Raw genomic sequence first — 25,141 nt, forward strand, 5'->3', positions numbered from 1 at the left:
TTCTCAATGCAATTGAGTTGATTAGTGTTTTTTCAAGCGGCTTACGGCTCGTTTTAGTTGTTGATTTTGTTGCCGCAACTGATTTATTTCTGATTTCAGTTGAATAACATACAACATAGTTTCTTCTATTTTTTCGAGTAATCGAGCATCCATCGTTGCAGCATTATAGCCATTCCTGACGACCTCTTCAGCCGATGGTACGTTTGGCAGATGCTTGTTTTTCGTAACATACTGGTTCACTTCGTCAAGGGATTTTAGCGTATAACCGGGTTCAAATACTCGATCCGCCCAGTCTACTTTGCTAGATACCAATAGTTTGTCTGTTGTGGGTTGCACCAAGATAACTTCGCCCTGTTCGTTAACACTCAGCACTTTATCTGATTTTGCTAACGCTGGGCTGTTACTAGTAAGGCGTTCCAGCCGCACTCCAGATTCATCGGCCCGTTCACTTCGGACATGCAACCGAGCGGTTGGTGCCGTGGTTCCAATGCCTACATTGGCTTCGTTCCCTAGCACAACAGCATCACTCACGGATACACTCGCACTGGCACCGATAGCCGTCGCATTGGTTAAATTTTTAGCTAATGCATCTGCTCCAGTACCCAAAAATGTATTACGCGAGCCATCGTCGTTTTTACCCGTTGTGTAGCCAATGTATATGTTGCTATCGCCATTTCCATTGGTGGGTCCAGCCCCGTTACCCATGATTGTATTATGGCTTCCGGTAGAAACTCCCTGCCCAGACAATGAACCAAAAAACGTATTGCCTTTACCGGTCGTCGCAGAATAACCTGATTTATACCCTACGAACGTATTGGAATCAGCAACGGCATTGTAGCCAGATTGAAAGCCTAAGAAGGTATTCTGTTGACCCGTTTGGTTCGTGTAGCCAGACTTACTGCCAACAAAAAGATTGTTTGAGGCTGTATTATTATATCCCGATGAATCACCAACCATTACATTATACGATCCTATCTGATTAGTACGGCCAGCGGCAATGCCCAGATAAGCATTCGTACTTCCATTGGTATTATTGAAACCACTAAAATTTCCAATAAATGTATTGTTGTTAGCTGATAGGCTATTTAAGCCTGTTGATGTACCGACGAAAACATTGTTATTTCCATTGTTTTGCCAGCCAGACAAGTTCCCAATCATTGTATTCGAAAACCCATCCCTATTCGCATTACCTGCCAAATAGCCGAAAAAGTTATTTGAATAGCCTGATGTAGTATTCTGGCCTGCTGATTTCCCGAGAAATGTGTTCGATAAACCCGTTGTTAATTGATTCCCAGCCCAATGCCCCACGGCCGTATTATTCATGCCTGTCAAACCTGGGTTAACCCAACCCGGATTAATGATAACATTGGTATTTCCTGGTGTTATTGATGCTGGCCCAGAAATAACCAAATTACTTTGTGCTGACACATTATTAATACTGGCGACTGTTAGTCCAAAAGCCAAAGTAAAGCGGTAAAAAAACGTCATAAACAAAAAAAAGAGATGGATGTCTAGTAAATTCCAGCAAGCTATTAAACTGGCAACACATCCCCAAACGAAAACCCTGCCCACTGTTAATCTTCGTCCAAATGCTCCAAATCATTCAAATAGCACTTTGGCCATGAGAGCAATAGGATGGCATTATGTGTCGAAATTGATAACATATATCAGCCTGAATTCTTTACAGCAATAGATTACAGTCAAGCATCCTCCAATAGCGTAGCAAAGGAGATAAACTGATTGCCAAATCGATGCTGGATACGTTGGCGCAGCCCATCGGCATGCAGTTCCAGATAAATGTTGTAGGCTTCCAGCGTTTCGAAGTCGAGTTGAATTGAATAGGTTGTGCCCCCGTTCTCAAGTTCAGTCAACAGTCGTAAAACCCGGTGGCTCACAGGCAATTTGGTAGCCAGAGCAGCTGGTATAAAGAATAATTTCATCCAGCGAAGCCAGTCAGCAGCCACTTCATCGGCAACGCTATAGGTCGTATTGTAGAGAATCATATGGAGACAAACACCCAATCGGCAAGGTAAGTTGACGGTTTGGTTGTTTCTTTGCTCTGAGAAATCAATTTATCCGTTAAACTAACCAAGTTATGTATTCTGGACTAGTACATGCCCACTCAGGGCTTCGCTGGGTAGCTCTTATTTTGTTGATCGTTGCCGTTATCACTGCTATTGGCAAATGGCAAGGGCGTAGCGGCTATACAGATGGAAACCGTAAGCTATATCTGTTCACGTTAATCTCCGTACACACACAATTGCTGCTGGGTCTGGTTTTGTTATTCATCAGTCCTAAAGTTGATTTCAGCATGATGAGCGAGAAATTGTATCGTTTCTATAGCGTAGAACATACAACGGGTATGTTGATTGCCATTGCCCTAATTACCGTTGGTTATTCCCGTTCGAAGCGCGCTTCTGATGCAACAACCAAACAACGTCTGATTGGTATTTTCTATGGCATAGGTTTGTTGCTTATTCTGGCTTCTATCCCCTGGCCATTCCGTATTATTGGTGCGAACTGGTTCTGATCAGTCCTGAAGTGAATGCAAGTCGGCCTCATTGATGAATTAGCTGTTCATCAATGAGGCCGACTTTTTTGGAATTGATATAACCCTAAATGGGTGCTTAGTTAAATATAATACTTTATTAATGTAGCATAATTATCTTACGGTCAACAAGTTGATAAATTTGGCACAAAAAAATTCGGCTAAATGGGGAAAAATTTCCTCAGTCTATAGGTAGTTTGACCATATTACGATACTTTTATAGGCGTAACCTGGATTTGACCTACTTCTATGATGAGAAAAATGCTCCTGGCAGTAGTTTGTACTGTCTCGTTTGGCATCGTTCAAGCTCAAACCGTACCCACCGTATCTAGTGACATACCCGCCGTAACTGACGTACCCACCGTAACTTCAAACAAGGCAAGCTTTTATGAGCAAATTCCGCTCGTAAATGATGTTATCAATTACGCCAAAGAGCATCTGTCAATTCGTTACCGATCTGGTGGTACGACCACTCGTGGCTTCGACTGTTCGGGATTTACCCGTTTTTGTTATAACAAGTTTGGTATCGCCCTTCCACACTCTAGTGCCGCGCAAGGTGGCGTGGGAGAAGCAGTCGACAAAGATGCCGCTCAACCTGGCGATCTGATTCTGTTTAAAGGCCATAGCTCTGGCGGTAGCCGCATTGGCCATGTCGGTTTGATTACCGAAGTAATTGGCGATCAGATCAAATTCATTCACTCAGCCTGGAATGGTGGCGTTCGCTACGACTATTTAAATGCCAGTTACTATCAGCGACGGTTTATGGGCGTTCGGCGCGTTGCGCATCTATTGGCAGAGAAGTAAAAGTAAAGCGGCCCGAAAGCCGCTCTTATTATATTACATTTCTTTGAAGCGGCTTTCCAGCCGCTTTACTTTTTTAATGTCGTTCCTGCGCCCTGATTCACGGCAGTGGCCAATTCATCAGCATGACAGATAACGACCTTTGCTACACCACTTTCCAGTGCTTTAAAGGCATTGTCTAACTTCGGGATCATGCCTTTATTGATGGCTCCGGCCGCTTTGTATTCGGCATAAAGGGCTGGCGTCAATTCGTTGATAACGCTGTTATCATCTGTTGGGTCTTTCAACACACCCTTTTTCTCAAAGCAATAAATCAATGTAACGCTATTATGCCGAACCATGTCAACCGCAATGGCCGACGCCATGGTATCTGCGTTGGTGTTGAGCAAATCGCCAGCGGTGCTGTAGGTAATTGGGGCAAAAACGGGCGTCAAATTCTGACGTAGAAAAAACTGAATCTGACCAGAATCAACTTCTTCAATATCCCCGACCATTCCATAGTCGATGTCTTTTACCGGGCGCTTTTTTGCCAGCACAGTTCCTGCATCAGCCCCTGTAAGTCCGATAGCATTAACATCCAGGGCTTGAAGTTTAGCTACGATCTGTTTATTGACTAAGCCACCATACACCATCGTCACCACATCGAGCATGGGCTGATCGGTAATACGCCGACCTTCAACCATCGTAGTTTCAATGCCAAGCTTATCTGCCACCTGGGTAGCTACTTTGCCTCCGCCATGAATCAGCACTTTAGGGCCAGTCAGGCTAGCAAACGAAGTCAGGAAGCGTTTGAGAGCATCCGGGGCGTCAATAACGTTGCCCCCTATTTTTATTACAGTAAGATTATCCATTGAAAGGGAAAAAGGAAGAGAGGGAGGAGCGGGAAGAGAGGGAGAAAACACGTACGTCTTTTGCCCCTTTCTTCCCGCTCCTCCTTTATCTCCCTAGAAGTTTAGTAATATTTCTTTCAATACCGCCTGTGCCGACCACTCGCGGTTAGCAGCCTGCTCAATAACGAGCGATTGTGGTCCATCTAATACCTCGTCGGCCACTTTCAGATTGCGTCGAACCGGTAAACAGTGCATGAATTTACCGTTGTTTGTCAAACGCAAATCGTCCATCGTTACCGCCCACGACGGGTCTTGGGTCAGCACTTGCCCGTAGTGGGTGTACGACGACCAGTTTTTCCCATAAATAAAGTCAGCCCCTTCAAAAGCTTCGTCCTGATTATGAGTCACACGGGCCTTGCCCACAAATTCGGGTGCCAGATCATAGCCTTCTGGATGGGTGATCACAAACTCAACATCGCGGGCATTCATCCATTCGGAAAATGAATTGGCAACGGCTTGTGGTAACGGCTTGAAATGCGGCAACCAGGTCAGTACAACTTTTGGCCGGGCGGGTATTATAATCGACTTCCGTTTCTCTTCTTCAATAGTAATACAGTCGGCTAACGATTGCAGTGGGTGCCGCGTTGCCGATTCGAGATTCACGATGGGAACCTTCGCATATTTAGCAAACTGATGCATCACCTGCTCCCGATAATCCTTGTCCCGGTCTTTGAGTTCAGCAAACGCCCGAATACCAATGATATCACAATAGCGTCCCATAACGGCAGCCGCTTCGCGAACGTGCTCTGCTTTGTCGCCATTCATCAACACGCCTTCTTCCATTTCCAGCCCCCAGCTATCCTGGCCCACGTTCATCGTCATGACGTTCATGCCAAGGTTTTGGGCTGCTTTCTGGGTACTCATCCGCGTCCGCAGGCTTGAGTTGAAGAAAATCATGCCAATGGTTTTGTTCTTGCCGAGCTGTTGATCGGCAAACGGATTGGCTTTGGCATCTAGGCCAGACTGGACAAGGGCGTCAATATTCGTGACGTCGGCAAGAGAGAGAAAATTGGTCATTTTTTTAAACGCAAAGGGCGCAAGAATATGAAGAGCTTATAAGTCATTTTCAACGTGACTCCATAAACTGAGCTTTACTGAATGCGTCTTTGCCTAATTTTATCAGTTTCAACTACTGTGTGCATATGATCAATTGGATAACCTTCTTTTAGCAAATTCATGACAATACGCGCAGGCTCATCAGCGGTGATAGTTGGCAAACGAAAATAGACAACACCCGGAGGACGGTATCCTAGTTTAAAAATCAGAGTACCATAATCTCCATCAAACGTAAGAATAATGCGATTTTCACGAATTGCAAGTCCAGTTACATCTATATCAGTTACACTGGGCATCTCATACGCAATATGTTTAATATCGTACCCAGCTTCAAGCAATATCCGAAAGGCGGTAATAGGAAAGTTTTCATCTGCCAGAAACTTCATGAAGCTTGGCGTAAATTAGTCGATGGGAAATAAACCAAGTTATCTTTCATTGTAGCCGAAACATAGGCAAAAACAGCTTGTAAGGCCTGTTTGGTCAATCTTGGATAATTATCCAACAAATCCTGCTCAGTCCAACCATCAGCCAGACGCTCCAGTAAAAATTCGACCGATAATCTGGTGCCTTTAATAACGGGCTTTCCTAAGAGTACCGACTCATCCGAGTGAATATAGTCTTGCCAATTCATAGCTAAGTTGTTTTAATAAAGATAGCCTAATAGTGATTTACACTAATAGACAGGTCATAACTAATCGAAGTTATGACTGGGTAGGCTCTCAGAATCAGTAGTAATTTTGCAAAGTTTTTATTTAAACCTGATTACTTCCATGCTTACCCAACCACTCTCCGAAATCGAAATTGACAACTTAAAAAAATTACTTCAGTCTGATTGTGAAAACGACCCAAAGTCTTTGGAAGAAATTCGTGAGCTTTCATATCGAGGTATGATTACTTCAGCAAACTCTCAATCACTAAAATCTTATGGATCAAAAAGCTCTGATTGGTATGCTGTAAAATACGCCCAAAGTACAGCTTACCTTGTCTTAAACTTTGGGCATGCACAACAAAAAACGAATGCTATCAATGCACTACAAAAAGCTATAGATTTTGGTAAACATTGGAATGGTAATGTTACAGCCTTTTCTGAATTACTAAAAAGAGTTCAAAACCAATACTAAACCTCGGCTTTCTCTGCATTTAAACATACCCGCAGTGCTTCCAGAAACTGATCAGCTTCGTCAACACCAATGGCCAGTGAGGGCAACAGTCGAATGATGGTTTTGCCCGCTACGCCTGTAAATTGCTTGTGTTCGAACAGCAATGTTTTTCGGAGCGCATCGACAGGAAAATCATACTCAATACCAATCATCAGACCACGACCACGGAGTTCTTTGTAACCACCAATCTGCCGAATACCGTCCATCAGGTAATTACCCATGCGCGTGGCATTTTCCATCAGGCCTTCTTCCTTCATGATGTCTAAAACGGCAATACCAGCCGTACAAGCCAGATGGTTTCCGCCGAAGGTTGTACCAAGCAATCCATAACTAGCTTTGAATTTGGGAGAGATCAGGATACCCCCAATTGGGAATCCATTGCCCATCCCTTTCGCCATCGAGATAATATCGGCTTCGATGCCGCTAAACTGGTGCGAGAAGAATTTTCCCGACCGCCCATAGCCACATTGAACGCCGTCCAGAATGAGTATGGCGCCCGTTTCGTCGCAACGTTGGCGGAGTGCCTGCAAAAACTCATCGGTTGCTACCTGAATACCACCCACTCCCTGGATACCTTCGACAATGACCGCGCAGGTCTCTGAGGTAATACCTGCTTTAGCCGCTTCAACATTGTTATACGGCAGAAAGCTGACGTGCTGGTTGTAATTAACGGGTGCCACAATAGCCGGATTATCCGTTACGGCAACGGCACCAGCGGTACGGCCGTGAAACGATTTGGTAAAGGCAACTACCTTCGTCCGTCCATTATGAAATGACGCTAGCTTCAGGGCATTCTCATTGGCTTCTGCCCCAGAATTACAGAGGAACAACGCATAATCGGGATGGCCGGAAAGGTCGCCTAGTTTATCGGCCAGTTCCTGTTGTTGCGGAATCCGGACAGAATTCGAATAGAACGAAATCTTATTTAATTGATCGGTCAGGGCTTGTACATACCGAGGGTGAGTATGCCCAACCGAGATTACGGCATGACCGCCGTAGAGATCTAAATAACGGGTGCCATTGACATCCCAAAGGTAGCTACCCTGCGCACGAACAGGTTCAATGTCGTACAGCGGATAAACGTTAAACAGTTCTGCCATTCTTTCTAATGCGCTAAACCGGGGTAGATAATTTACACTTGCCGGTATTTTCACAAACAAGGTGCAAGTTTACGGATAATCAGTTGAAAATGGGCTTAAAACACAAAAAGGGAGGCCATTGGCTCCCTCATTTATATCGATACGACCCTCGAATTAGTACTGCCCCAGAAATTCCTTAAGAACTTCAACCGATTGGGCAGGTTGTTCAATCATACTCAGGTGTCCAGCATGCTCAATAGTTACCACACGAACGGCATCCGACAAGTCGGCCAATTGAGCCGTTTTTTCATAAGGAATTAATTGGTCCTCTCGGCCAAGCACGATTAAAACGGGAAAATCAGCATCACGTAAAACATGCGTTCGATCAGGACGACCAGCGATGGCTTTCATTCCGGCAATGAGTGCATCGGCAGGCAAGCTGACAAAGCGCTCAACTAAGGCCTGTGTTTTCTCTGACGGAAAATCAGGCGCAACCATTTTGGGTAATTGCTTCTGAATAAACGGTATTGTGCCTTGTGTTTCCAACCCCTCAATCGCTTGCCGTCGAACTTCCTTCCGAGCGTTGTCATCGGCAGTTGCCGTAGAGTGATACAAAACCAGCCCCTGAACCATATCTGGATATCGTTCGGCAAAAGCCAGGGCGATATAGCCTCCCATAGAGTGCCCTACCAGCACTACTTTTCCGATCTGTGCCGTCTGTAATCGGGCATACAACTCTTCGGCATACCCTTCAACGGAGGTATGCGTTACCATATGGGAAAAATCGGGTTTCAACACGGAGGCATCTGATGCCAAATCGGCGTAGATGCCATCCCAAATGGAAGCATCTACGCCGTGACCGTGGATGAGGCAACAAACTATTGACTGACTCATTCCTACTAAGTTGATATTCTCGTTTACGCGTTGATAACGCCGATCAGGATCAAGACTAAACCAACAATGAAGCCAATAAGGCCAAGAATACCTAACACACTACCACCACCCAACAGCAGCAACAGCAAACCGACGATTCCGATGATAAGTCCCAATCGAACATTCGAATTCATGACCTTCGTTTGATCGGGGGCCACGTGATTCTTGATTTTCTTATCCATCTTCTTGAGCATCGTCCGCTCCATGAACGTCATCTTTTTTGCAGACGCTACATTGGTCGACGTTACTGCTTTATCGCTGGCGGTATTGAGCAGTTCATTCAGTTTTGCCATGCGCTTAGTCAACTTTTTGCTCGAAGCCAACTTAGTATCGTTGCGAACGTAGGCTTCAACCTGGCTGACAGCTTGCTTGGTTTGGGCAAGTTGATCAGCAGCAGTTGGTTCAGAAGTCGTTGAAACAGCTTCTACCATTTCGGTTTCGGTCGATTTCACTTCAGTAGCGGGCGTCACAACGGCAACAGCATTGGGTTGGGGAGATTTAAAATTCTCGCGCGCGCTGGGTTGGAAATAAGCAACAGGACGGCTGCAGGATGCAAGGATAACTGTGCCCATAACAGCGGCAACAAGAGACTGGGTAAGCGTTCTCATAGATGAGGGGTTAAAAGTGAATGAACGATTGAGATAACATCCGGAAAACTACAACTTTTTCTATTTGTTATATTAATCCGAAAAAATATAGCCTAAAGATGGAAAATTTATACTTGACTCTCTAGCCGACGTTCGAAATGTTTAGTCAGGCGGAAGTTTTCTCCTAAGAAATCAGCTACAGCAAGCCAACCAGAAGCAGAACAGCACCTACTACTAACGCAATTACCCCAACAGTGGCAGCTGTACCGGTGGTCAATAAAAGTAGCAATAAACCAATAAGAACCAGAACAGCACCCGTAGCCAGCGTTCCCGAATTCATCATTGTCTTTTCAGGATTGTTAGGGGCGAGTTGTTTGCTGATTTTCTTATTCATTTTCTTGACCATCATCCGCTCCATCAGATTCATCTTTTTGGGTGCAGCGACTTCAGTTGGAGACAGACTGGCTTTGGTAGAAGCAGAAGCCAACAACGTACGAACGCGGTTCAGGCGCTTCTGAACAGTCTTGTTATTGGCTAATTTGGTATTCGTACTCACCATTGCGTCAAGCTCGTTCAGCGATGAGTTAGCTTGTGCCAGTTGTTGAGCGTTGGTTGTTTCGACAACCGGAGTTTGGTCTACTGATGTTGACGGAGTAACAACAGGAGCAGATTCTGAAGTTTTGGCAGCATAGTGTTCCCGTGCAGTAGGCTGAAAATAAGCGACAGGACGGCTGCAGGATGATACAACAATTAGTCCGAAAAGTGCAGCAAACAGTTGTTTTGAAGATGTTTTCATAATGTGAGAATTGACGTGAACGATTAAGATATCACCTTCAACAACTACAACTTTATTCGTTTGTTAGGTTGCAACAAAAAATTAGTTGAATTGCCCGTACAAAAGCAGAAAAATCATAAAATCTTCGCAGCTAAAAGGAACTGATTTTAACGAAGATTTTATGATTTTGACTGGATTTGCTTTAGATCAGTTCAATCAATAAGATGACCAATCCGGCCGCAAACGCAATAGCCCCAAGCGCAAAGCCGCCCCCACTCGTCAAGGCTAATAAGAGGATACCAGCTACTATCAATACAATTGATAACGCCAGAATACTTTTACTAGCCAACGATTTTTCTGGGTTGCTGGGCGCGAGCTGTTTGCTGATTTTCTTATTCAACTTCTTGACCATCATCCGCTCCATGAAGGTCATTTTCTTGTGAGCTACGGTTTCGGTGGAAGCTACATTCGCTTTGGTCGACGATGAAGTGAATAGTATACGTGCTCGATTCAGTCGTTTTTGGACAGTTTTATTCGTTGCCAGTTCGCTGTCATTACGCACTAGTACTTCAAGCTGATTAAATGCCGAATCCGTGCTGGCTACCTGCGAAGAAACATGGGCTTCCTCAGTCAGAGCTTTAGACCATGAAGTTTGTGGAGACGCTGGTACATGATAGTCGCGATGAGATGCTTGGAAATAAGCGGGCTGTCGGCTACAGGCAGTAACCAGCAAAAGCAGCAGTAAGCTGCCCAAAAGATGTTGGGTAATCGTTTTCATACGAAATAGGTAGTGAATGGAGTAATGAATTCGTGACAATAAACATACTAACCATTCGACCAGGATCAGGTTTATTAAAAAATCATCTGCCATAAAAAAAGGGCTACATCTCGTCGGATGTGGCCCTTTTTTTATGGTTATCTATTTCTCGTTACGCTACAGAGCGGAGTTGGTACGTACTGACTTTACCAAATTTTTCACGGGCATATTCCAGACTAATTGTCAGCTCTTTAACGCCCGTTTGCGAGGGCATCTCAAACATAGCATCTGTAATGATCGATTCGCAAATGGAACGTAAGCCCCGTGCGCCCAAGCCATACAATAACGCCTGATCAACAATGTAGTTCAAGGCTGTAGGGTCCCAATGAAGTGTGATTCCCTCCATCTGGAAAAGCTTATTATACTGCTTGGTGATGGCATTTTTAGGTTCAGTCAAAATCTGCATGAGCGTTGACCGGTCCAGAGGTTCAAGGTGCGTAAGCACGGGTAAACGCCCAATCAGTTCTGGAATCAGACCGAACGATTTTAAGTCCAGTGCCGAAATGTACCGCATCAGATGACCTTTTTCGAGGGTTTCGTTCAGTCTCCGATCGCCCGAAAAACCAATCGGGCGAGTATTGATCCGCTTGGTAATATGCCGTTCAATACCATCGAACGCGCCCCCGCAGATAAACAGAATATTTTCGGTATTCAACGCAATCAATCGTTGGTCGGGGTGTTTGCGGCCGCCCTGAGGGGGAACATTCACAACCGAACCTTCCAAAAGTTTCAGTAACGCCTGTTGAACGCCTTCGCCACTAACATCGCGAGTGATGCTTGGGTTATCCGACTTTCGGGCAATTTTATCGATCTCGTCAATGTAAACAATGCCTCTCTCAGCCGCTTCAACATTGTAATCAGCCGCCTGGAGCAATCGAGTCAAAATGGTTTCAACATCTTCGCCCACATAACCTGCTTCGGTAATAACCGTAGCATCGGCAATACAGAACGGCACTTCCAGTATTTTAGCGATAGAGCGAGCCAGATACGTTTTGCCTGTACCCGTTTCGCCCACCATAATGATGTTTGATTTCTCAATCGTCACATCATCATCCGTTTTGGGCTGCATCAACCGCTTGTAATGATTGTAAACGGCAACCGTAATGGACTTTTTGGCATCATCCTGACCAATCACGTATTGATCGAGGTGACGTTTCATATCGACCGGCTTGATGAGATTAATTTTCACCTCACTTGGTTCACTACGCTTAGGGCGCATTTCTTCCAGCACCACCTGGTGCCCTTGCTCAATGCAGTAGTTACAGATGTGCGCGTCGATGCCCGACAACAGCAACATCACTTCGTTTTTGCGCCGTCCACAGAACGAGCAACTAATTTGTGGCATGAACGTTTGCAGGGTGAATTGGGAGTTAACGGATCTATGCGAGTCGCACGCCACGATCCGAGTTTACTTAAACAGAACGAAAAAAACTTTATAAGCCTAAATTTCGGCAGAAAAAAAAATGACTCAGGCGAACCTGAGCCATTCGTACTTAGCAAAGTTATTAACTGGCGGGTAAATAATTACGATTTATGAGTTACGGTTTACGATTTATTACTGAAGCCAGAGAAAAATCGTAAATCGTACTTCGTAAATCGCAATTCAATTTACTTATCCCGGTGCAGAACTTCATCGATCAGGCCATATTCTTTGGCTTCTTCTGCTCTGAACCATTTGTCGCGATCAGAAGCCTGTTCGATTTCTTCATAGGTACGACCTGAGTGGCTAGCCAGGATCCGATACAGATCTTTCTCTAATTCAAGCATTTCCTTCATGGTCACCTGCATGTCTTTCGAGGTTCCCTGTGCACCGCCCGATGGCTGGTGAATCATAACCCGAGCGTGTGGTAAGGCCGACCGTTTTCCGGCAGCACCACCCGCCAGCAACACAGCGCCCATCGAAGCAGCCAGGCTCGTACAAACCGTAGCTACATCCGGACGAACGTATTGCATGGTATCGTAAATACCCAAACCAGCGTATACCGAACCGCCGGGGCTGTTCAGATACATCAGTATATCTTTTTTAGGATCAGCTGATTCCAGGAACAGCATCTGGGCAACGATGATGTTGGCGATGTTATCATCAACAGGCAGACCCATAAAAATAATACGGTCGGCCATCAGTCGTGAAAACACATCGACCTCACGGAAATTCATCGGACGCTCTTCAATAACTGAACGGGTCATGTTTTGAACCGTACTGTTCTGAATCGTATGGTTCACATACCCGTCTACTGTCAGGCCATTGAGGCCCATGTGATGTACCGCGAAATTGCGGAATTCTTTTTCGTTATTCATAATGGGGTTTACTTCGTTAATTTGAAAACCAATATTGATTGGTGTAAGTTCGAGAATCGTTTCGTTACAAAATTGCGTTATCCTCTCGAAAAACCCTGTCAGTTTAGGTTTAGATTTTATCGTTGTTACTTGATATGAGCACCATCACCTCTCGTGGCCCGGCCGAAAAAATACGTTTAGAGCGGCTTCAACGCGGTTTATCGCAGGAAAACATGGCCGATCTACTCAATCTTTCCACCACTGCCTATGGGGATATTGAGCGCGGCAAAACCGACCTGACAATTTCCCGGCTCAACCAGATTGCCAGCGTTCTGGGTATTTCGCTCTTGACGCTCCTCTCCGACGAACCCCTTGTTGCTCAGGTAGTCGAACCCAAACCCGACACCCTTATCAGTCATGAGCTTGAAACTCTTCGTCTGACCGTTGAAAAGCAAGATGTTGAACTGGACAAGCTCCGCCTGGAAGCCGATTACTGGAAACGAAAATACGACGAACGAGTGGCCATGGAGTTACTTCGCTCAATGGGCGTTGAGCAGAAACGCGAGCGGATTGGGTTTTAGATTAGTTTACAGGGTATTCCTGTCGTTTACTACATTTGCTGGATAGCTACCTGTGGCTAGACCAACCTCATTTATGGAAAAGCAACACCTCACCTACTTCAAAATCGAAAACTTCAAACGGTTCGACTCCTTCGAGATGAGCAATCTTGGACAGTTTAACTTGATTGTAGGGGATAATAACGTGGGGAAAACATCGGTATTGGAAGCGCTGACGTTTGATGAGGATGCAACTAGATTTACAGCTAATTATCTTGAAACTTTCTTAAATCGAGGTCACCGCATTTCAACTTTTGGAAGAATAGGCCATCTAAATATAAAAAAAATTCCTAGTACTGATTTTTGGCAAACTATTTTTAAAGATCCCAAGAAGCCAATAATCTTTCACACGGCCCCTAGTCAGGCTTACATATCTGTAAATCTTCTCAGTTCAGGTTCTTTGAATAAAGAGGAAGCAGACGAAATACGAAAGACAGTCGTCGGAGTTGTCCCTGAATATTGGATAAAAATAGTTTTTAATGATTCTGGTTTCTTTCAAATTACTCCTGCTTACTTTGAGAATAAAGAAATGTATCAATCAGACCCAGCCTTTATAGCTGCAAATCTGAGTTATGACGATGACCTTGTTACATATTTCTATAGGTTTTTTAACGAACATAAATCTACTAGAAGAGAGTTAGAGCAAAGTTTAAAATTAATTATTCCAAACTTAGAAGAATTAAGAATTCATAGATTTTATGGAGAGAGAGATATGATTGCCTTCTCTATAAAAGATAATGATAATTTACAGCCAGTTACACAGTATGGTGATGGAACCGTAAAAGTACTTCGGCTTTTAATGGAAATCATCGCTCATCAAAATCTTCGTCTTATGGTCGATGAGATCGGCTCTGGCATTCATTTTACACGTTTAAAAGAGTACTGGAAAACGATCATCCAGCTCTGTTTTAAATACAATGTTCAACTCTTTGCCACAACTCATAGCCTTGAATGTCAACAAGCTTTTATTGAGGCTCTTGAGGACGAGGAGATGAAGCAGTACCAAAAAGATGCTCGAAATATCTCACTGATCGAGAATAAGCAGGGAGAAGTAAAAGCTGTTACCTATGATTTTGGTCAGTTTGAATACGCACTAAATATTGGCTTTAATACACGGGGTGGCGCACGATGAGCAATGTTCAGATTTTTGTTGAGGGAGTAGCTGACCAGAAATTCTTTCAGGATCTGATTAACGAATGGTACGGCATTAAACTAACCAAAGGAAAGTTCGCTGAAAAAAATACCAAAATCGAGTTAGGCGATATTTTTGACATGGGCGGCAAAGACTCATTCGAAGATCCAATCAAGATGAATTTTCTTGATCCTATTATCGAAACGCTTCAATTTGAAGAGATACCCATGTTGGTCATTTTTGATGCGGATATCTATAGCACAAATCATCCCATTATTGACAAATTTTGCGCAAATCGTGGGTTTCAATATTTCCTGTTACCTTATAATGGCACTCATCCAGAGCCCGATAAAAATGATGGCGATTTAGAAACTCTACTTCAGGAAATAATCTGCGCAGATAATCAGATAATTTTTGACTGCTGGCAAGCGTACGAAAAATGCTTAACTGACCAGGAATCTAAAACGACAATCTCAGGAAAATTCACACTACCTGCTCGAAAGACAAAGATTTATGCCTACCTAGAAGCCCTAGCAGGTGAATCAAAAAAGCAGAAGGCTAAAATCAAAGAAGAAAATCGAGATTATCGAAACCCAAAGCACTGGAACCTCGATCCAAATCACCCGCCCCTCAAACCGTTAAAAGAATTTTTAGACCCCTATTTTAGTGCACAATGAACGAACAAAGTAAAAGCTTCCTGTACAAGTACCTAAACAATGCTTCGCCCACCGGCTTTGAGTCGTCGGGACAGCAGATTTGGTTAGATTATCTTAAGCCCTATACCGACGAATACATTGTCGATACCTACGGTACTGCTGTTGGTGTCATTGGACCGGGCAAGGAGTATAAAGTGGTTATCGAAGCCCACTCCGACGAGATTTCGTGGTTTGTGAATTACATCTCCGACGACGGCTATATTTTCGTTCGTCGGAATGGTGGTTCCGATGCGCTCATTGCTCCGTCTATGCGGGTGAATCTGCATACCAAGAAAGGCGTGGTAGAAGGTGTTTTCGGCTGGCCTGCTATACACGTTCGTGATCTGGCGAAAGATACCGCTCCCAAAGTAACCGACCTGTTCATTGATGTGGGCGCTGCTACTAAACAGGAAGTACTCGATATGGGCATCAATGTCGGTACCGTCTGTACGTTCGTTGATGGCTTGACGGAATTGAATAACCGTTTTTATGTTGGCCGTGCGCTGGACAACCGGATGGGTGGTTTCATGATTGCCGAAGTGGCCCGGTTGCTGAAGGAGAACGATGTTACATTGCCTTTTACGCTCTACATCGTCAATGCGGTACAGGAAGAAATTGGCCTTCGTGGGGCTGAAATGATTGCCCGTCGACTCAAGCCCGATCTCGCCATTTGTACGGATGTAACGCACGATACCCAATCGCCGAAGTACGACAAGAAAGAGCAGGGTGATTTGAAATGTGGCGATGGCCCGGTGCTTTGCTACGGTCCCGCCGTACAGAACAACGTCCTCGATTTCCTGATTGCGGTGGCGGAACAACAGGGTATTGCGTTCCAACGTCAGGCGGTTAGCCGCTCAACAGGCACCGATACGGATGCTTTCGCTTATGCTACCGAAGGCATTGCTTCTGCGCTGATTTCGCTCCCGCTGAAATACATGCACACAACCGTCGAAACGGTTCATATGGATGATGTGCAGAATGTTATTAAGCTTATGTACGAAACTCTTTTGGCCTTGAAAGGCAATGAGGATTTTAGATACATTAAATAAATTAACCATTTGGGCTTTAGTTGATACAACTGAAGCCCAAATTATTTTTAATAGAATTCGCTTCTATAATCTACCCTTCTCATTTAAGGTTCTTATTTATATAGTAAAAATAGTATTTATTACTACATAGCCTACTAAAATTACTTATCGCACATTTACTTAATTTCTGGCACAAATAAATAGCCTTCATGTTCCATTCTATTTGCCTCATCGACTAATAATTATCATTTGATAGTTAGGCAATTATATTATTAACAAAAAATTATACTTAACAATTATTCTAAAAATAATACTCAATTCATTCTAATTAATAGTCAATAAAACGGTGTAAAAATCTACCTAAATTACACCAATAAATACACCTATATCACAGAAAATCAGCTAGTTAATAAAAATTTATTTTAATATTATTTTAATAACCCCTCCACATATTCTTATTTAATATTGTTAAAGCAATATTTCTTTCTATAGTTCTTATTGCAGGAAAAAACTAATTGATAGTATACATAATCACAAAAATTGTAATGAGTACAAAGTTTACAAGATGTCTGTTAGGCATGCTTTTACTTACCCTATTAGCATCATGCCGAACAAATTATAATACCCATACTAGCAGTACAACTATAATCCCTTCGGATGCAGATAAAATAAGTCTTCCGGTATCAGAAGGAATTGGAAATAACTACAAAGATTTCGAAAAATTGGGTTATTCCAAAGACACAAAAATCCCAAACTTCACATTGTATTCGCCTGAAGGAAAAAAATTTACATTGTCAGAAGTATTGGCCATAAAGAAACCGCTTCTCCTGATCTCAGGCAGTTATACATGCGATATTAGTCGGCATAACATAGCTGATATTAATGCCCTGGCCGGAAAGTATAAAGATAAAGTAAGCATCTACATGGTATACACAATTGATGCACACCCTTCTGATGTTGCCAGTCCCTATTCAAAAAATAATAAGATCGAAATCGCTCCGGCAAATGTCAGGGAGCATGTAGAGGCTCAACAACCTAAAACGTATGGTGAGCGAAAGAGTCTGGCGAAAAAATGGCAGCAGCAGAATTATATACTAGCGCCTGTTTTGGTCGATAATCCAACAAACGATTTTTGGCTATCATTTGGTCAGGCTCCCAATATGGCTTACCTGATTGATCCTAATGGAACGGTTTATTTTAAACAAGCCTGGTTAAAGTATGTAGCCCTGGATAACACCATTAAAGATTGGCTACGTAGTCATCCACAAAGCCTGTAAATCCTTAGCCGCAGGCGATATTCCTACAGGTACTTTTAACGACAGAGGCACAGAGAAAATAGATTCTCTGTGCCTCTGTCGTTTAAGCCCTTTACTATCTTTTATCCGTTATTCCGGCGGAAACCACCACCATTTCGTTGGCCTCCCCCATTTTGCTGGAATGGATCTCTCGGCGCTGTAATTCCGGCACTGAATCGGCGCAGGTTATACACGAAGCTAATCATGAAATACCGGTTCAGGACGCGACTCCGGACTTCTTCCGTATAGGTGTCTGTCACGTTCCGCACGATGCTCTGGTTCTGGTTCAGTAAATCGAACGCCTGGAAGCGTATTTCACCCTGATTCTGCTTAAACAACTGCCGGGCCAGGGTTGCATTCCAAAGCGTATACGACTGGTTATAGCTGGCCGAACTTCCTCCATAATGGTTATAGTAAACGTTTGTGGAGAAGGTAAATTTGAGCGGCAATTGGTAATACACGTCAAGCGTAACCGACTGATTCAGATACGTCGTGTTTTGCTGTGGTTGCAGTGAATACCTCGCCGATTGCCAGTTGATATTCCCCGTCAGGTTCAGATCTAGTTTTTCGGTAAAGTTTGAGCTTATCGTAGCTCCCTGACCTATCAGCCAGTTTTTTGCCTGGTTTGACTGGTTGTTGATGAAGCTGGAACCTTGGTTATACGTCAGGTTGGTCGACAGGTTTATGTTTGTTTTTTGGGCGCCTATTTTAAGCGGCCGACCAATGACAAACGATCCGTTGACGGTGTAATACCCATTGGTATTTACTGGCTTGGTTGTCTGCGCGCCCGATGCATTGAATATCGTTGAGTTAACGATTTTGTTATCTGTCCGGCTCGCATTCAGGAAGACAAACATGTTGCGGAACGTGGCCGCATCGAACTGGTTATAATTCAGCGATACGGTATGGCTGTATTCCGGTTGCAGGTCGAGATTCCCCAACTGAATATTCAACGGGTTGGTGTTGTTAGGCACAGGCTGTAGCTGGCTTACCGACGGCGCGTTAAGACGGGTTCGGTAGCTAAGTCGTAGTCGGCGGCTTTTCGCAAAGTTGTACGTCAATAAGGCATTGGGTAAAAAGTTGGAAAACGTCCGGTTCAGGTTCGTTTCCTGACTCAGGTTATTCGAATTTAAGCTCGATTGCTGCGCATCCAACCCGAACGCATAGGTGTATTTCAATCGTTTTGTCTGCCAGGTTAGCCCACCCCGATTGGTTACGTAATCGTTTATAAAGTTATTGCTCAGTGGCGTATTTAGCAGATCATACCGGTCTGTTAGCCCATTAAAATCATTTACAGCCCGGTTCGATGTGTTGTGATTATCGGACAAGTTGTAATGAAACTCCAGCGTTTGACGCATCGATAACGGCTCAGTATAACTCACATTGATGGTATTGGTCATCGAATGCGTTTCCTGGTCGTTCCGCTGGTTAATGGTCTGCGTGGTAATTCCCGTTAAAGTGTCTTTCGTAATAACCCCAGACGTAAGGCTTGTCGATGATCCGTTAAACTTGTTGACCGAGTTATTGATACCGTTATTGTCCTGATTATTAAGCGCAACGGTCCAGTTGACCGAAAAGCTCCGGCCTTTCTTCTGAAACTTACGGAATAATAATAACTGGTTGTTTCCCGTAAAACCATTACCAGTTGAATTGTAGTTCGTTATGCTTGAGTTCGCCATAACTCCCTCATTCGTAAGCGTTGTCGCGTTGCTCTGATTACTATAATTCGAATTCATCCACGACAAACTAGGAATAACCCGAATCATCGTCATGGTGTCAAGCCGATAATCGAGCCGAAGGTTGACTCGGTGATTGGTGTTTGTATTGTCGGAACCACTTGTCTGATCACGAACAAATCCTGCCTGCGACGTTGTAGTTGTTCCAGCGGTCCCGCTTGGAATTATGTTTTCCCGGTGGCTTTGCTGGCTGGTAAGGGTATTCGTATTACTGGCATTATAGCTACTCACAACGTCAACTTTTTTACCCCAACCATCGCGGTAGTTGATACCCGCAGCCCACGACGTGGTAATGGCATTACTACCCACCTGACCAGCGCCATTTCCACTACCGCCACCAGCCCCACCTCGCACTACATTACTCCCTCCGCCACCACCTTGACCTTGACCAGCTCCGCCGAAGTTGTTACCCAAGCCTAAATCACTGGCCGTAAAGCCCTGTTGGTTCACATTGTTGGCCATACCCAGCATCGAAATCTGGCGACCATTATTAAACTGGTTGAAACTCACCCGGCCCGAATAACGAGCGTCGTCGCCCGGTTTGGGACCAGCGCCAATGGTTTGCTGACCAAACGAGCCTTTACGCTTGTCTTTTTTGGTGGTGATATTGATCGTTTTCTCCCGATCACCGTCATCTACCCCCGAAAAAGCCGACTGCTCCGATGCCTGATCGAAGAGTTGCACCTTATCGATGATGTCAGCAGGGAGGTTGCGGGTGGCCATTTTAGGGTCGCTGCCGAAAAAAGGTTTTCCGTCGACTAACACTTTCGTAATGGCCTGTCCCTGAGCCTTTACGTTCCCATCGCGATCGACTTCTACACCGGGCAATTTCTTCAACAAATCCTCCACCTGTGCATTTGGTCGTGTCTTGAACGAACCAGCATTAAATTCCAGAGTGTCGCCTTTTACGGCAATGGGAGCCCGTTCGCCCTGAACAGATACTTCCATGAGCGTTTGTGATTGGGCAACGATATCAATTGACCCAACATCGACTGTAGGATCATTTTGCGTAACCGAAACGCGCGTTGAGCGACCCCGATAACCAACGTAAGTTACCAGCACCCGATATTGACCTACGGCTATTTTAGGAAACTCAAATTTTCCATCGCCATCCGTAATACCGAAAGTAACCAGCGATGAATCTTTGGCCAACAGCAGGGATACCGATGCTTCCATGAGCGGCTTTCGGCTTACCGAATCCACAACTGTTCCTTTAATGGTACCCGAAGACTGGGCGAAGCCGTCGAGGCTACAGAATAATGTACAATGAATAATGAATAACGAAAGTCGGAGTAATGGCTTCACAGTCAGTAAGTTTTTCATTTTACATTATACGTTGTCCATTAGTTATTGTTTACTTAGTTCCGAGGGGCCGACATATTCATGTTTTGCATCATTCGCTGACGGAAATCGGCCATACCTTTCCGGCGTATCTGCTCCATTTCGTCCGACGAGATAGCTTTTGCCTCTTTTGGCGGTTCAACAGCCGTTGCGGCAATCGCTTCCATCGATACGCCAGTTGCCTTATACGACTCCGTATCCGATTCAATCAGCAACACGACGCCCTGAGGGGGTGTCAGATCGGCAACAGGCGAATAGGTAAATGGAAAATCTGTAGTGTACCAGATTGTGTAAGGCAGCTTCCGGTGGGTAGCCGTGGCTTTGTGACAAACATAGCCCGCAATCTTTTTCGTCTTATCGCTGGCTTGCCAATCCGTAGCCGCTGGCATTGGCTTCTCGGTACGGTAGGTCTGCGTTGCGGAATCTTTTTTCACGACCAGCACATCAATTCGCTGCCGATTGGCTAAGTCCAGATACGTTTGCTGTTCGAATGGGAAATTAGCCCGCATGTTACCGCCCCGATTGGGTCGGTCGCCACCGCCCGGTCCGCCTGCACCATCGGGCGCACCATCGCCCCCTTGTCGGCGAAACATCATACCTCCTTGCGGACGATCACGTTCTTCTTTGGCCATATTGCCTGCAAAAACGAGTTTCTGCGTAAACGATATTACTTCGGGGGCCCCTTCCGGCGCATCAGGTGCACCTGGAGCTCCGGGCCGAACTTCCTGCCCGTTGATGTTCATCCGCATTTGCGACCGGTCGATCTGACGCATGCCTTCGTAGGTAATTTTACCAGATACCGAAGCCGTATTTTGTGCCAACGATGCTGTGGCAACCAGGCTGGTAAGGAGACAGGTGAAAATGGCTTGTTTCATGGGAAAATGAGAGATTCTTGCTGTAAACGTTGCACTATTTTTTCAACTCGCGGCCAAAATCTCGTTAAAACCAGCTAAATCGGCGCTGAGTCGGTAATTTTACGTGCCGAATGACTACGTTATGAACCCAAAACGCATTGTTTCTCTTGTACCCTCGCAAACAGAATTGCTGTTCGATTTGGGCGTAGGTGATCAGCTAGTTGGTATCACAAAATTCTGCATTCATCCGGCCGACAAAGTTAAAGGCAAGGCAATTGTAGGCGGCACGAAAACACTGAACATTAATACCATTCTAACGCTACAGCCCGACCTTATTCTGGCGAACAAAGAAGAAAACACACGCGAGCAAATTGAGGCACTTCAACAACAGTACTTCGTTCATATAACCGATGTGGCAACGCTGCCAGATGCAGTGTCGATGATTCGGGACGTGGGGGCCTTAGTTGGGAAACAACCAGAAGCCGAAACGATAGTTACACGCATCGAAACATCACTTTTCCCACTGCCTCAATCACCGCGCCCCTCCGTCGCTTATTTCATCTGGCGAAAACCCTATATGGTTGCGGCCAACGATACGTTTATTCATGCGATGCTGGAAATAGCCGGATTCCGCAATGCGTTTGTCAACCAGACACGGTATCCCGAAATCACAGCTGAAGAACTGCAAGCCGTTCAACCCGATCTGATTTTTCTGTCGTCGGAACCCTATCCATTTACGGAAAAACATCTTGCCGAATTTACCACGATCTGCCCGTTAGCCAAGATACGGATTGTGGATGGTGAGCTATTTTCGTGGTATGGGAGTCGGTTATTGCGGTCGTCGGACTATTTTAGGAACTTGCGTACCGAAATTGCCCAACAAAGCTCATGATCACCGACATCTCGCAGCTCGACCCAAACGGCATTTTTCCCGAATTAATCATTTCCCACGACCGTATTTTTCGTTAAATGCTAACCACCGGCGATACGCTTTCCGTTGCGTCCATCAATTTGATTTTGTTTGCGGCCCGGCAACGCGGTGCCGATGCCGATGCACTAGCTCACGCCGTGGGGATCAGTTCAGAGCAGTTACATGATCCCGATAGTCGGGTATTGGTTCGTCAGGTACAGGCACTCTGGCGCGAAGTCATAACCACCACGGGCGACCCAAACATTGCGCTACAACTCGGCGAACTTGTAAATCCGGTTGCCATTGGCGTGTTGGCGTATGTGATGATGCACAGCCCTACCTTGGGCAAAGCCTTTGACAAACTTTGTCAGTATCAGGATATTGTCTGCGAAGGTATTCGAACATCGGGAAAATTGATCGAGTCCGAGACACTAGGAAAGCAATTCATGCTCTCGCTTCAGATAACCAGTGCGGATATTATTTACCCTCAACACGCGCTTAACTCCGAGTTTTCGATTTATCTGTCTGCTATGCGGGCTTTAACAGGCCATCGTATCGAAGCTCGTGAAATTTGGTTTTCATACCCTCGGCCCGTTGATACACGTGAACACGAACGGGTATTTGCACCCGCTCGTCTGGTATTCGATGCCCCTGAAACAGCGATGTTCCTGGATACCGTTTTGCTCGATCTTCCCGTGTTGAACGCCAGCCCAACATTGTCGATCCTATTTGAAAAACACGCGACGGATATTCTCGGCAAGCTTAAAGCACCATCGCTGACCAGCCGGGTTAAATCAGAAATTATTGCCATCATGAAAGGCGAAGAACCCACGCTGGCCAACGTTGCCGACCGTCTGGCGATGGGCGTTCGAACGCTTCAGCTTCATTTGAAAGACGCCGGTACAACCTACCAGCAACTGCTCGACGAAACCCGTAAAGAACTGGCAGTAAGCCACCTTAGTGAATCGAATCTGAGCACTACCGACATCGCCTACCTGCTTGGCTTTGCCGAACCAAGTGTCTTTTTCCGATCCTTCAAAAAATGGACGGGTCAAACGCCGGGTGCCTACCGATTAGCACAAGCCTCGTAACGCGGACATCCTGTCCGCATAGTCGAATAGCTGTTCTTTGCTCTACAACTTAGCCTCCGGCTACGCGGACAGGATGTCCACGTTACATGGCTACAAACTCTCTAAACTCGTGTGCTTGAAGCTGTCTGAGTATTTCAGACCATAGCCCAGCATACGATCCATGCTAGAGTGTGCGAAGAGAATAATCCCTGCTAACATCAATTCCTGATTGCCTGTCATCAGGCCTAGCAAGCCAATCACGATGCCTAACCCTTTGTGGTGCACGATGTTGTAAAACACAGCTCCTACAGCTGGATTAATGGCATAGCCAATCATACTCAAGTCGGGTACAAGGATAAGCGCGGGAAACCACCACCAGGCAAAACTTAGGCGAGAGAACAGGTAGATAGCGCCCAGAAATTGAATCAATTCTTCGGATTTCAATAAGGTTTTCATTTGATTATCAGCGTTTAGTAAATAAGAAAATAGCTAAATTGATACAGCTTAGTTCGTGGCTCCCGCAGGTACAAACGTCTGCTTACCTGCATGTTTGGCGAACCAGGTCAACGTTTCGGTTAACGCCTGTTTCATAGGTGTTGGGCGGAAGTCAGGGAACAAAGCCAGTACCTTTTGGTCGTCGAGCAGAATGGAGTTTTCATAGAGATAAAGCATCTCCTTCACCTCCCGCAACACAGGCATAAATAAGCCCAGTACACTGATGATAAAGCGACTATACAGTTGCACTTTCAGAGGCTTTCCGGTTAATGAGGTAATTTGCTCAAACCACGCCCGCATCGATGGTACTGTCGTTCCACCATAATTCCAGACTTCATATGGTTTGTCTGCCGCCGTAGTTGTGGTTGGTTGCGTCCGGCTAGACCAATCTCGTAAAAGTAGCCGGACAATAATTTCGGCCGCATCTTTCGTATAAACCGATTGATGCGGAATATCGGCATTCACAATCCAGGGCAGCGCTTTCCCTGTGAGAGCATTTTCAAAAATGGGCTTTATCCCTTCATTCAACACGTTTGGTCCCCAGAAATCAGGAAGCCGTACGTTCATAACGCGGCACCGGCCAGCCGTAGCAGCTTGTTCCAGCATGGCTTCAATCTCAACCCGAAGCTGGCCTTTTCGCGTACAGGGATTGGGCGTACTATTTTCCCGAATTGGTTCGGCAGTGTTCCCGAAATTATAGACGTTTCCGGGCAAAATAACAGTTGCATGATTCTGCTCAGCAGCATCTATTATCTTCTGCGTTGCCGTATCCATGTTCCCAAACCACTTGTTGTATGGGTAGTTGATTCCATGAAAAATGACATCCTTATCGGCCGAAATTCGATTGAGTAAAGCGGCATCCTGCACATCGCCTTCGATAATAGTCAGGGTAGATTGATCCGGAAACAAAGCCTCCGCCTTAGCCCGGTCGCGAACAAGAATTGTTATAGGTATTCGACGAGCCAGTAGGTTATCAGCAACGGCATAACCGATGCTACCGGTTGCGCCCAGAACGAGGATAGTTGGTGTAGTATTCATGAGATTT

The 25,141-nt window shown here is 45.2% G+C and carries 27 protein-coding genes; 10 read left to right on the plus strand and 17 right to left on the minus strand.

The features are described from left to right. Window positions 1–21 precede the first annotated feature (21 nt). Together H3H32_RS19185 and H3H32_RS19190 are read right to left on the minus strand one after the other, a co-directional pair. Window positions 22–1,323, minus strand: a complete 1,302-nt coding sequence (locus tag H3H32_RS19185; protein ID WP_182457208.1) for a hypothetical protein — start codon at window positions 1,321–1,323, stop codon at window positions 22–24. A 377-nt stretch (window positions 1,324–1,700) separates the two neighbouring features. Further along, window positions 1,701–2,003 carry a DUF4286 family protein gene (locus H3H32_RS19190; protein WP_182457210.1) on the minus strand — a complete coding sequence of 101 codons (303 nt, stop codon included), beginning with the start codon at window positions 2,001–2,003 and terminating at the stop codon, window positions 1,701–1,703. A 92-nt stretch (window positions 2,004–2,095) separates the two neighbouring features. Between H3H32_RS19190 and H3H32_RS19195 the strand changes: the two genes are divergently transcribed. Next, the gene (locus tag H3H32_RS19195) at window positions 2,096–2,530 is read left to right on the plus strand and encodes a cytochrome B (RefSeq protein ID WP_182457211.1); all 435 of its coding nucleotides are present in this window, start codon (window positions 2,096–2,098) and stop codon (window positions 2,528–2,530) included. A 267-nt stretch (window positions 2,531–2,797) separates the two neighbouring features. Beyond that, on the plus strand, window positions 2,798–3,352 hold the full coding sequence (locus H3H32_RS19200) for a C40 family peptidase (RefSeq protein WP_240543411.1): 555 nt from the start codon (window positions 2,798–2,800) through the stop codon (window positions 3,350–3,352). A gap of 65 nt (window positions 3,353–3,417) precedes the next feature. Here H3H32_RS19200 and argB read toward each other — a convergent pair whose 3' ends face one another. The 4 genes from argB to H3H32_RS19220 all read right to left on the minus strand — a co-directional run bounded on the left by argB (window position 3,418) and on the right by H3H32_RS19220 (window position 5,926). Next, a complete protein-coding gene (argB, locus tag H3H32_RS19205; RefSeq protein WP_182457212.1) occupies window positions 3,418–4,200 on the minus strand; it encodes an acetylglutamate kinase in 783 nt (260 codons plus the stop codon). A 93-nt stretch (window positions 4,201–4,293) separates the two neighbouring features. Next, window positions 4,294–5,256, minus strand: a complete 963-nt coding sequence (locus tag H3H32_RS19210; RefSeq protein WP_182457213.1) for an N-acetylornithine carbamoyltransferase — start codon at window positions 5,254–5,256, stop codon at window positions 4,294–4,296. A gap of 74 nt (window positions 5,257–5,330) precedes the next feature. After that, window positions 5,331–5,681 (minus strand): DUF5615 family PIN-like protein, encoded by a 351-nt coding sequence (locus H3H32_RS19215; RefSeq protein WP_182457215.1) that lies wholly within the window; start codon window positions 5,679–5,681, stop codon window positions 5,331–5,333. Continuing rightward, a complete protein-coding gene (locus tag H3H32_RS19220) occupies window positions 5,678–5,926 on the minus strand; it encodes a DUF433 domain-containing protein (RefSeq protein ID WP_182457217.1) in 249 nt (82 codons plus the stop codon). The genes H3H32_RS19215 and H3H32_RS19220 overlap by 4 nt, the downstream gene beginning before the upstream one ends. 139 nt (window positions 5,927–6,065) lie before the next feature. Here H3H32_RS19220 and H3H32_RS19225 point away from each other — a divergent pair, with 139 nt between their 5' ends. Then, a complete protein-coding gene (locus tag H3H32_RS19225) occupies window positions 6,066–6,416 on the plus strand; it encodes a hypothetical protein (protein ID WP_182457219.1) in 351 nt (116 codons plus the stop codon). Here H3H32_RS19225 and H3H32_RS19230 read toward each other — a convergent pair. The 7 genes from H3H32_RS19230 to H3H32_RS19260 form a co-directional block, all read right to left on the minus strand. Further along, window positions 6,413–7,555: an aspartate aminotransferase family protein gene (locus tag H3H32_RS19230; protein ID WP_182457221.1), complete on the minus strand. Its 1,143-nt coding sequence runs from the start codon at window positions 7,553–7,555 to the stop codon at window positions 6,413–6,415. The two genes, H3H32_RS19225 and H3H32_RS19230, sit on opposite strands and share 4 nt — an antisense overlap. Window positions 7,556–7,708: 153 nt before the next feature. Beyond that, the gene (locus H3H32_RS19235) at window positions 7,709–8,428 is read right to left on the minus strand and encodes an alpha/beta fold hydrolase (RefSeq protein WP_182457223.1); all 720 of its coding nucleotides are present in this window, start codon (window positions 8,426–8,428) and stop codon (window positions 7,709–7,711) included. A gap of 23 nt (window positions 8,429–8,451) precedes the next feature. Continuing rightward, window positions 8,452–9,075 (minus strand): hypothetical protein, encoded by a 624-nt coding sequence (locus tag H3H32_RS19240; protein WP_182457225.1) that lies wholly within the window; start codon window positions 9,073–9,075, stop codon window positions 8,452–8,454. Window positions 9,076–9,250: 175 nt separating this feature from the next. After that, window positions 9,251–9,850 carry a hypothetical protein gene (locus tag H3H32_RS19245; protein ID WP_182457227.1) on the minus strand — a complete coding sequence of 200 codons (600 nt, stop codon included), beginning with the start codon at window positions 9,848–9,850 and terminating at the stop codon, window positions 9,251–9,253. A 181-nt stretch (window positions 9,851–10,031) separates the two neighbouring features. Further along, window positions 10,032–10,607, minus strand: a complete 576-nt coding sequence (locus tag H3H32_RS19250; RefSeq protein WP_182457229.1) for a hypothetical protein — start codon at window positions 10,605–10,607, stop codon at window positions 10,032–10,034. A gap of 151 nt (window positions 10,608–10,758) precedes the next feature. Then, window positions 10,759–11,991, minus strand: coding sequence for an ATP-dependent Clp protease ATP-binding subunit ClpX (gene clpX, locus H3H32_RS19255; RefSeq protein WP_182457231.1), 1,233 nt, complete (start codon window positions 11,989–11,991; stop codon window positions 10,759–10,761). A 263-nt stretch (window positions 11,992–12,254) separates the two neighbouring features. Continuing rightward, window positions 12,255–12,944 carry a ClpP family protease gene (locus H3H32_RS19260; protein ID WP_182457233.1) on the minus strand — a complete coding sequence of 230 codons (690 nt, stop codon included), beginning with the start codon at window positions 12,942–12,944 and terminating at the stop codon, window positions 12,255–12,257. A 134-nt stretch (window positions 12,945–13,078) separates the two neighbouring features. On the opposite strand from H3H32_RS19260, the gene H3H32_RS19265 reads away from it, so the two are divergent. The 5 genes from H3H32_RS19265 to H3H32_RS19285 all read left to right on the plus strand — a co-directional run bounded on the left by H3H32_RS19265 (window position 13,079) and on the right by H3H32_RS19285 (window position 17,672). Beyond that, window positions 13,079–13,504 (plus strand): helix-turn-helix domain-containing protein, encoded by a 426-nt coding sequence (locus H3H32_RS19265; protein ID WP_182457235.1) that lies wholly within the window; start codon window positions 13,079–13,081, stop codon window positions 13,502–13,504. 73 nt (window positions 13,505–13,577) lie between these two features. Next, window positions 13,578–14,672 carry an AAA family ATPase gene (locus tag H3H32_RS19270; RefSeq protein ID WP_182457236.1) on the plus strand — a complete coding sequence of 365 codons (1,095 nt, stop codon included), beginning with the start codon at window positions 13,578–13,580 and terminating at the stop codon, window positions 14,670–14,672. Beyond that, the gene (locus tag H3H32_RS19275) at window positions 14,669–15,349 is read left to right on the plus strand and encodes a DUF3226 domain-containing protein (protein ID WP_182457237.1); all 681 of its coding nucleotides are present in this window, start codon (window positions 14,669–14,671) and stop codon (window positions 15,347–15,349) included. Before H3H32_RS19270 ends, H3H32_RS19275 begins: the two co-directional genes overlap by 4 nt. Then, window positions 15,346–16,416, plus strand: a complete 1,071-nt coding sequence (locus H3H32_RS19280; protein WP_182457239.1) for a M42 family metallopeptidase — start codon at window positions 15,346–15,348, stop codon at window positions 16,414–16,416. The genes H3H32_RS19275 and H3H32_RS19280 overlap by 4 nt, the downstream gene beginning before the upstream one ends. Before the next feature lie 740 nt (window positions 16,417–17,156). Beyond that, the gene (locus tag H3H32_RS19285) at window positions 17,157–17,672 is read left to right on the plus strand and encodes a thioredoxin domain-containing protein (protein ID WP_182457241.1); all 516 of its coding nucleotides are present in this window, start codon (window positions 17,157–17,159) and stop codon (window positions 17,670–17,672) included. Window positions 17,673–17,773: 101 nt separating this feature from the next. Here the strand turns inward: H3H32_RS19285 and H3H32_RS19290 are convergent, their stop codons facing one another. Both H3H32_RS19290 and H3H32_RS19295 read right to left on the minus strand, forming a co-directional pair. Continuing rightward, window positions 17,774–20,749: an outer membrane beta-barrel family protein gene (locus H3H32_RS19290; protein ID WP_182457243.1), complete on the minus strand. Its 2,976-nt coding sequence runs from the start codon at window positions 20,747–20,749 to the stop codon at window positions 17,774–17,776. Between the two features lie 35 nt (window positions 20,750–20,784). Beyond that, a complete protein-coding gene (locus H3H32_RS19295; RefSeq protein WP_182457245.1) occupies window positions 20,785–21,642 on the minus strand; it encodes a GLPGLI family protein in 858 nt (285 codons plus the stop codon). Between the two features lie 121 nt (window positions 21,643–21,763). On the opposite strand from H3H32_RS19295, the gene H3H32_RS19300 reads away from it, so the two are divergent. After that, window positions 21,764–22,513: an ABC transporter substrate-binding protein gene (locus H3H32_RS19300; protein WP_182457247.1), complete on the plus strand. Its 750-nt coding sequence runs from the start codon at window positions 21,764–21,766 to the stop codon at window positions 22,511–22,513. A 77-nt stretch (window positions 22,514–22,590) separates the two neighbouring features. Next, complete coding sequence (locus H3H32_RS19305; protein WP_182457249.1) at window positions 22,591–23,622, plus strand: AraC family transcriptional regulator; 1,032 nt, start codon at window positions 22,591–22,593, stop codon at window positions 23,620–23,622. A gap of 90 nt (window positions 23,623–23,712) precedes the next feature. On the opposite strand, the gene H3H32_RS19310 is transcribed toward H3H32_RS19305, so the two are convergent. Together H3H32_RS19310 and H3H32_RS19315 are read right to left on the minus strand one after the other, a co-directional pair. Continuing rightward, window positions 23,713–24,057 (minus strand): DUF4260 domain-containing protein, encoded by a 345-nt coding sequence (locus H3H32_RS19310; RefSeq protein WP_182457251.1) that lies wholly within the window; start codon window positions 24,055–24,057, stop codon window positions 23,713–23,715. A gap of 48 nt (window positions 24,058–24,105) precedes the next feature. Next, window positions 24,106–25,134 carry an NAD(P)H-binding protein gene (locus tag H3H32_RS19315; protein ID WP_182457253.1) on the minus strand — a complete coding sequence of 343 codons (1,029 nt, stop codon included), beginning with the start codon at window positions 25,132–25,134 and terminating at the stop codon, window positions 24,106–24,108. Window positions 25,135–25,141: the final 7 nt, after the last annotated feature.

This window comes from Spirosoma foliorum, from assembly GCF_014117325.1.
Classification (GTDB): Bacteria; Bacteroidota; Bacteroidia; order Cytophagales; family Spirosomataceae; genus Spirosoma; species Spirosoma foliorum.

Coding starts and splice junctions, on each gene's coding strand:
- H3H32_RS19280 (WP_182457239.1), top strand. CDS start 15,346: ATGAACGAACAAAGTAAAAGCTTCCTGTACAAGTACCTAAACAATGCT.
- H3H32_RS19275 (WP_182457237.1), top strand. CDS start 14,669: ATGAGCAATGTTCAGATTTTTGTTGAGGGAGTAGCTGACCAGAAATTC.
- H3H32_RS19270 (WP_182457236.1), top strand. CDS start 13,578: ATGGAAAAGCAACACCTCACCTACTTCAAAATCGAAAACTTCAAACGG.
- H3H32_RS19290 (WP_182457243.1), bottom strand. CDS start 20,749: ATGAAAAACTTACTGACTGTGAAGCCATTACTCCGACTTTCGTTATTC.
- H3H32_RS19230 (WP_182457221.1), bottom strand. CDS start 7,555: ATGGCAGAACTGTTTAACGTTTATCCGCTGTACGACATTGAACCTGTT.
- H3H32_RS19225 (WP_182457219.1), top strand. CDS start 6,066: ATGCTTACCCAACCACTCTCCGAAATCGAAATTGACAACTTAAAAAAA.
- H3H32_RS19310 (WP_182457251.1), bottom strand. CDS start 24,057: ATGAAAACCTTATTGAAATCCGAAGAATTGATTCAATTTCTGGGCGCT.
- H3H32_RS19260 (WP_182457233.1), bottom strand. CDS start 12,944: ATGAATAACGAAAAAGAATTCCGCAATTTCGCGGTACATCACATGGGC.
- H3H32_RS19315 (WP_182457253.1), bottom strand. CDS start 25,134: ATGAATACTACACCAACTATCCTCGTTCTGGGCGCAACCGGTAGCATC.
- H3H32_RS19210 (WP_182457213.1), bottom strand. CDS start 5,256: ATGACCAATTTTCTCTCTCTTGCCGACGTCACGAATATTGACGCCCTT.
- H3H32_RS19195 (WP_182457211.1), top strand. CDS start 2,096: ATGTATTCTGGACTAGTACATGCCCACTCAGGGCTTCGCTGGGTAGCT.
- H3H32_RS19220 (WP_182457217.1), bottom strand. CDS start 5,926: ATGAATTGGCAAGACTATATTCACTCGGATGAGTCGGTACTCTTAGGA.
- H3H32_RS19250 (WP_182457229.1), bottom strand. CDS start 10,607: ATGAAAACGATTACCCAACATCTTTTGGGCAGCTTACTGCTGCTTTTG.
- H3H32_RS19235 (WP_182457223.1), bottom strand. CDS start 8,428: ATGAGTCAGTCAATAGTTTGTTGCCTCATCCACGGTCACGGCGTAGAT.
- clpX (WP_182457231.1), bottom strand. CDS start 11,991: ATGCCACAAATTAGTTGCTCGTTCTGTGGACGGCGCAAAAACGAAGTG.
- H3H32_RS19295 (WP_182457245.1), bottom strand. CDS start 21,642: ATGAAACAAGCCATTTTCACCTGTCTCCTTACCAGCCTGGTTGCCACA.
- H3H32_RS19190 (WP_182457210.1), bottom strand. CDS start 2,003: ATGATTCTCTACAATACGACCTATAGCGTTGCCGATGAAGTGGCTGCT.
- H3H32_RS19265 (WP_182457235.1), top strand. CDS start 13,079: ATGAGCACCATCACCTCTCGTGGCCCGGCCGAAAAAATACGTTTAGAG.
- H3H32_RS19215 (WP_182457215.1), bottom strand. CDS start 5,681: ATGAAGTTTCTGGCAGATGAAAACTTTCCTATTACCGCCTTTCGGATA.
- H3H32_RS19200 (WP_240543411.1), top strand. CDS start 2,798: ATGATGAGAAAAATGCTCCTGGCAGTAGTTTGTACTGTCTCGTTTGGC.
- H3H32_RS19185 (WP_182457208.1), bottom strand. CDS start 1,323: ATGAATAATACGGCCGTGGGGCATTGGGCTGGGAATCAATTAACAACG.
- H3H32_RS19240 (WP_182457225.1), bottom strand. CDS start 9,075: ATGAGAACGCTTACCCAGTCTCTTGTTGCCGCTGTTATGGGCACAGTT.
- H3H32_RS19245 (WP_182457227.1), bottom strand. CDS start 9,850: ATGAAAACATCTTCAAAACAACTGTTTGCTGCACTTTTCGGACTAATT.
- argB (WP_182457212.1), bottom strand. CDS start 4,200: ATGGATAATCTTACTGTAATAAAAATAGGGGGCAACGTTATTGACGCC.
- H3H32_RS19305 (WP_182457249.1), top strand. CDS start 22,591: ATGCTAACCACCGGCGATACGCTTTCCGTTGCGTCCATCAATTTGATT.
- H3H32_RS19300 (WP_182457247.1), top strand. CDS start 21,764: ATGAACCCAAAACGCATTGTTTCTCTTGTACCCTCGCAAACAGAATTG.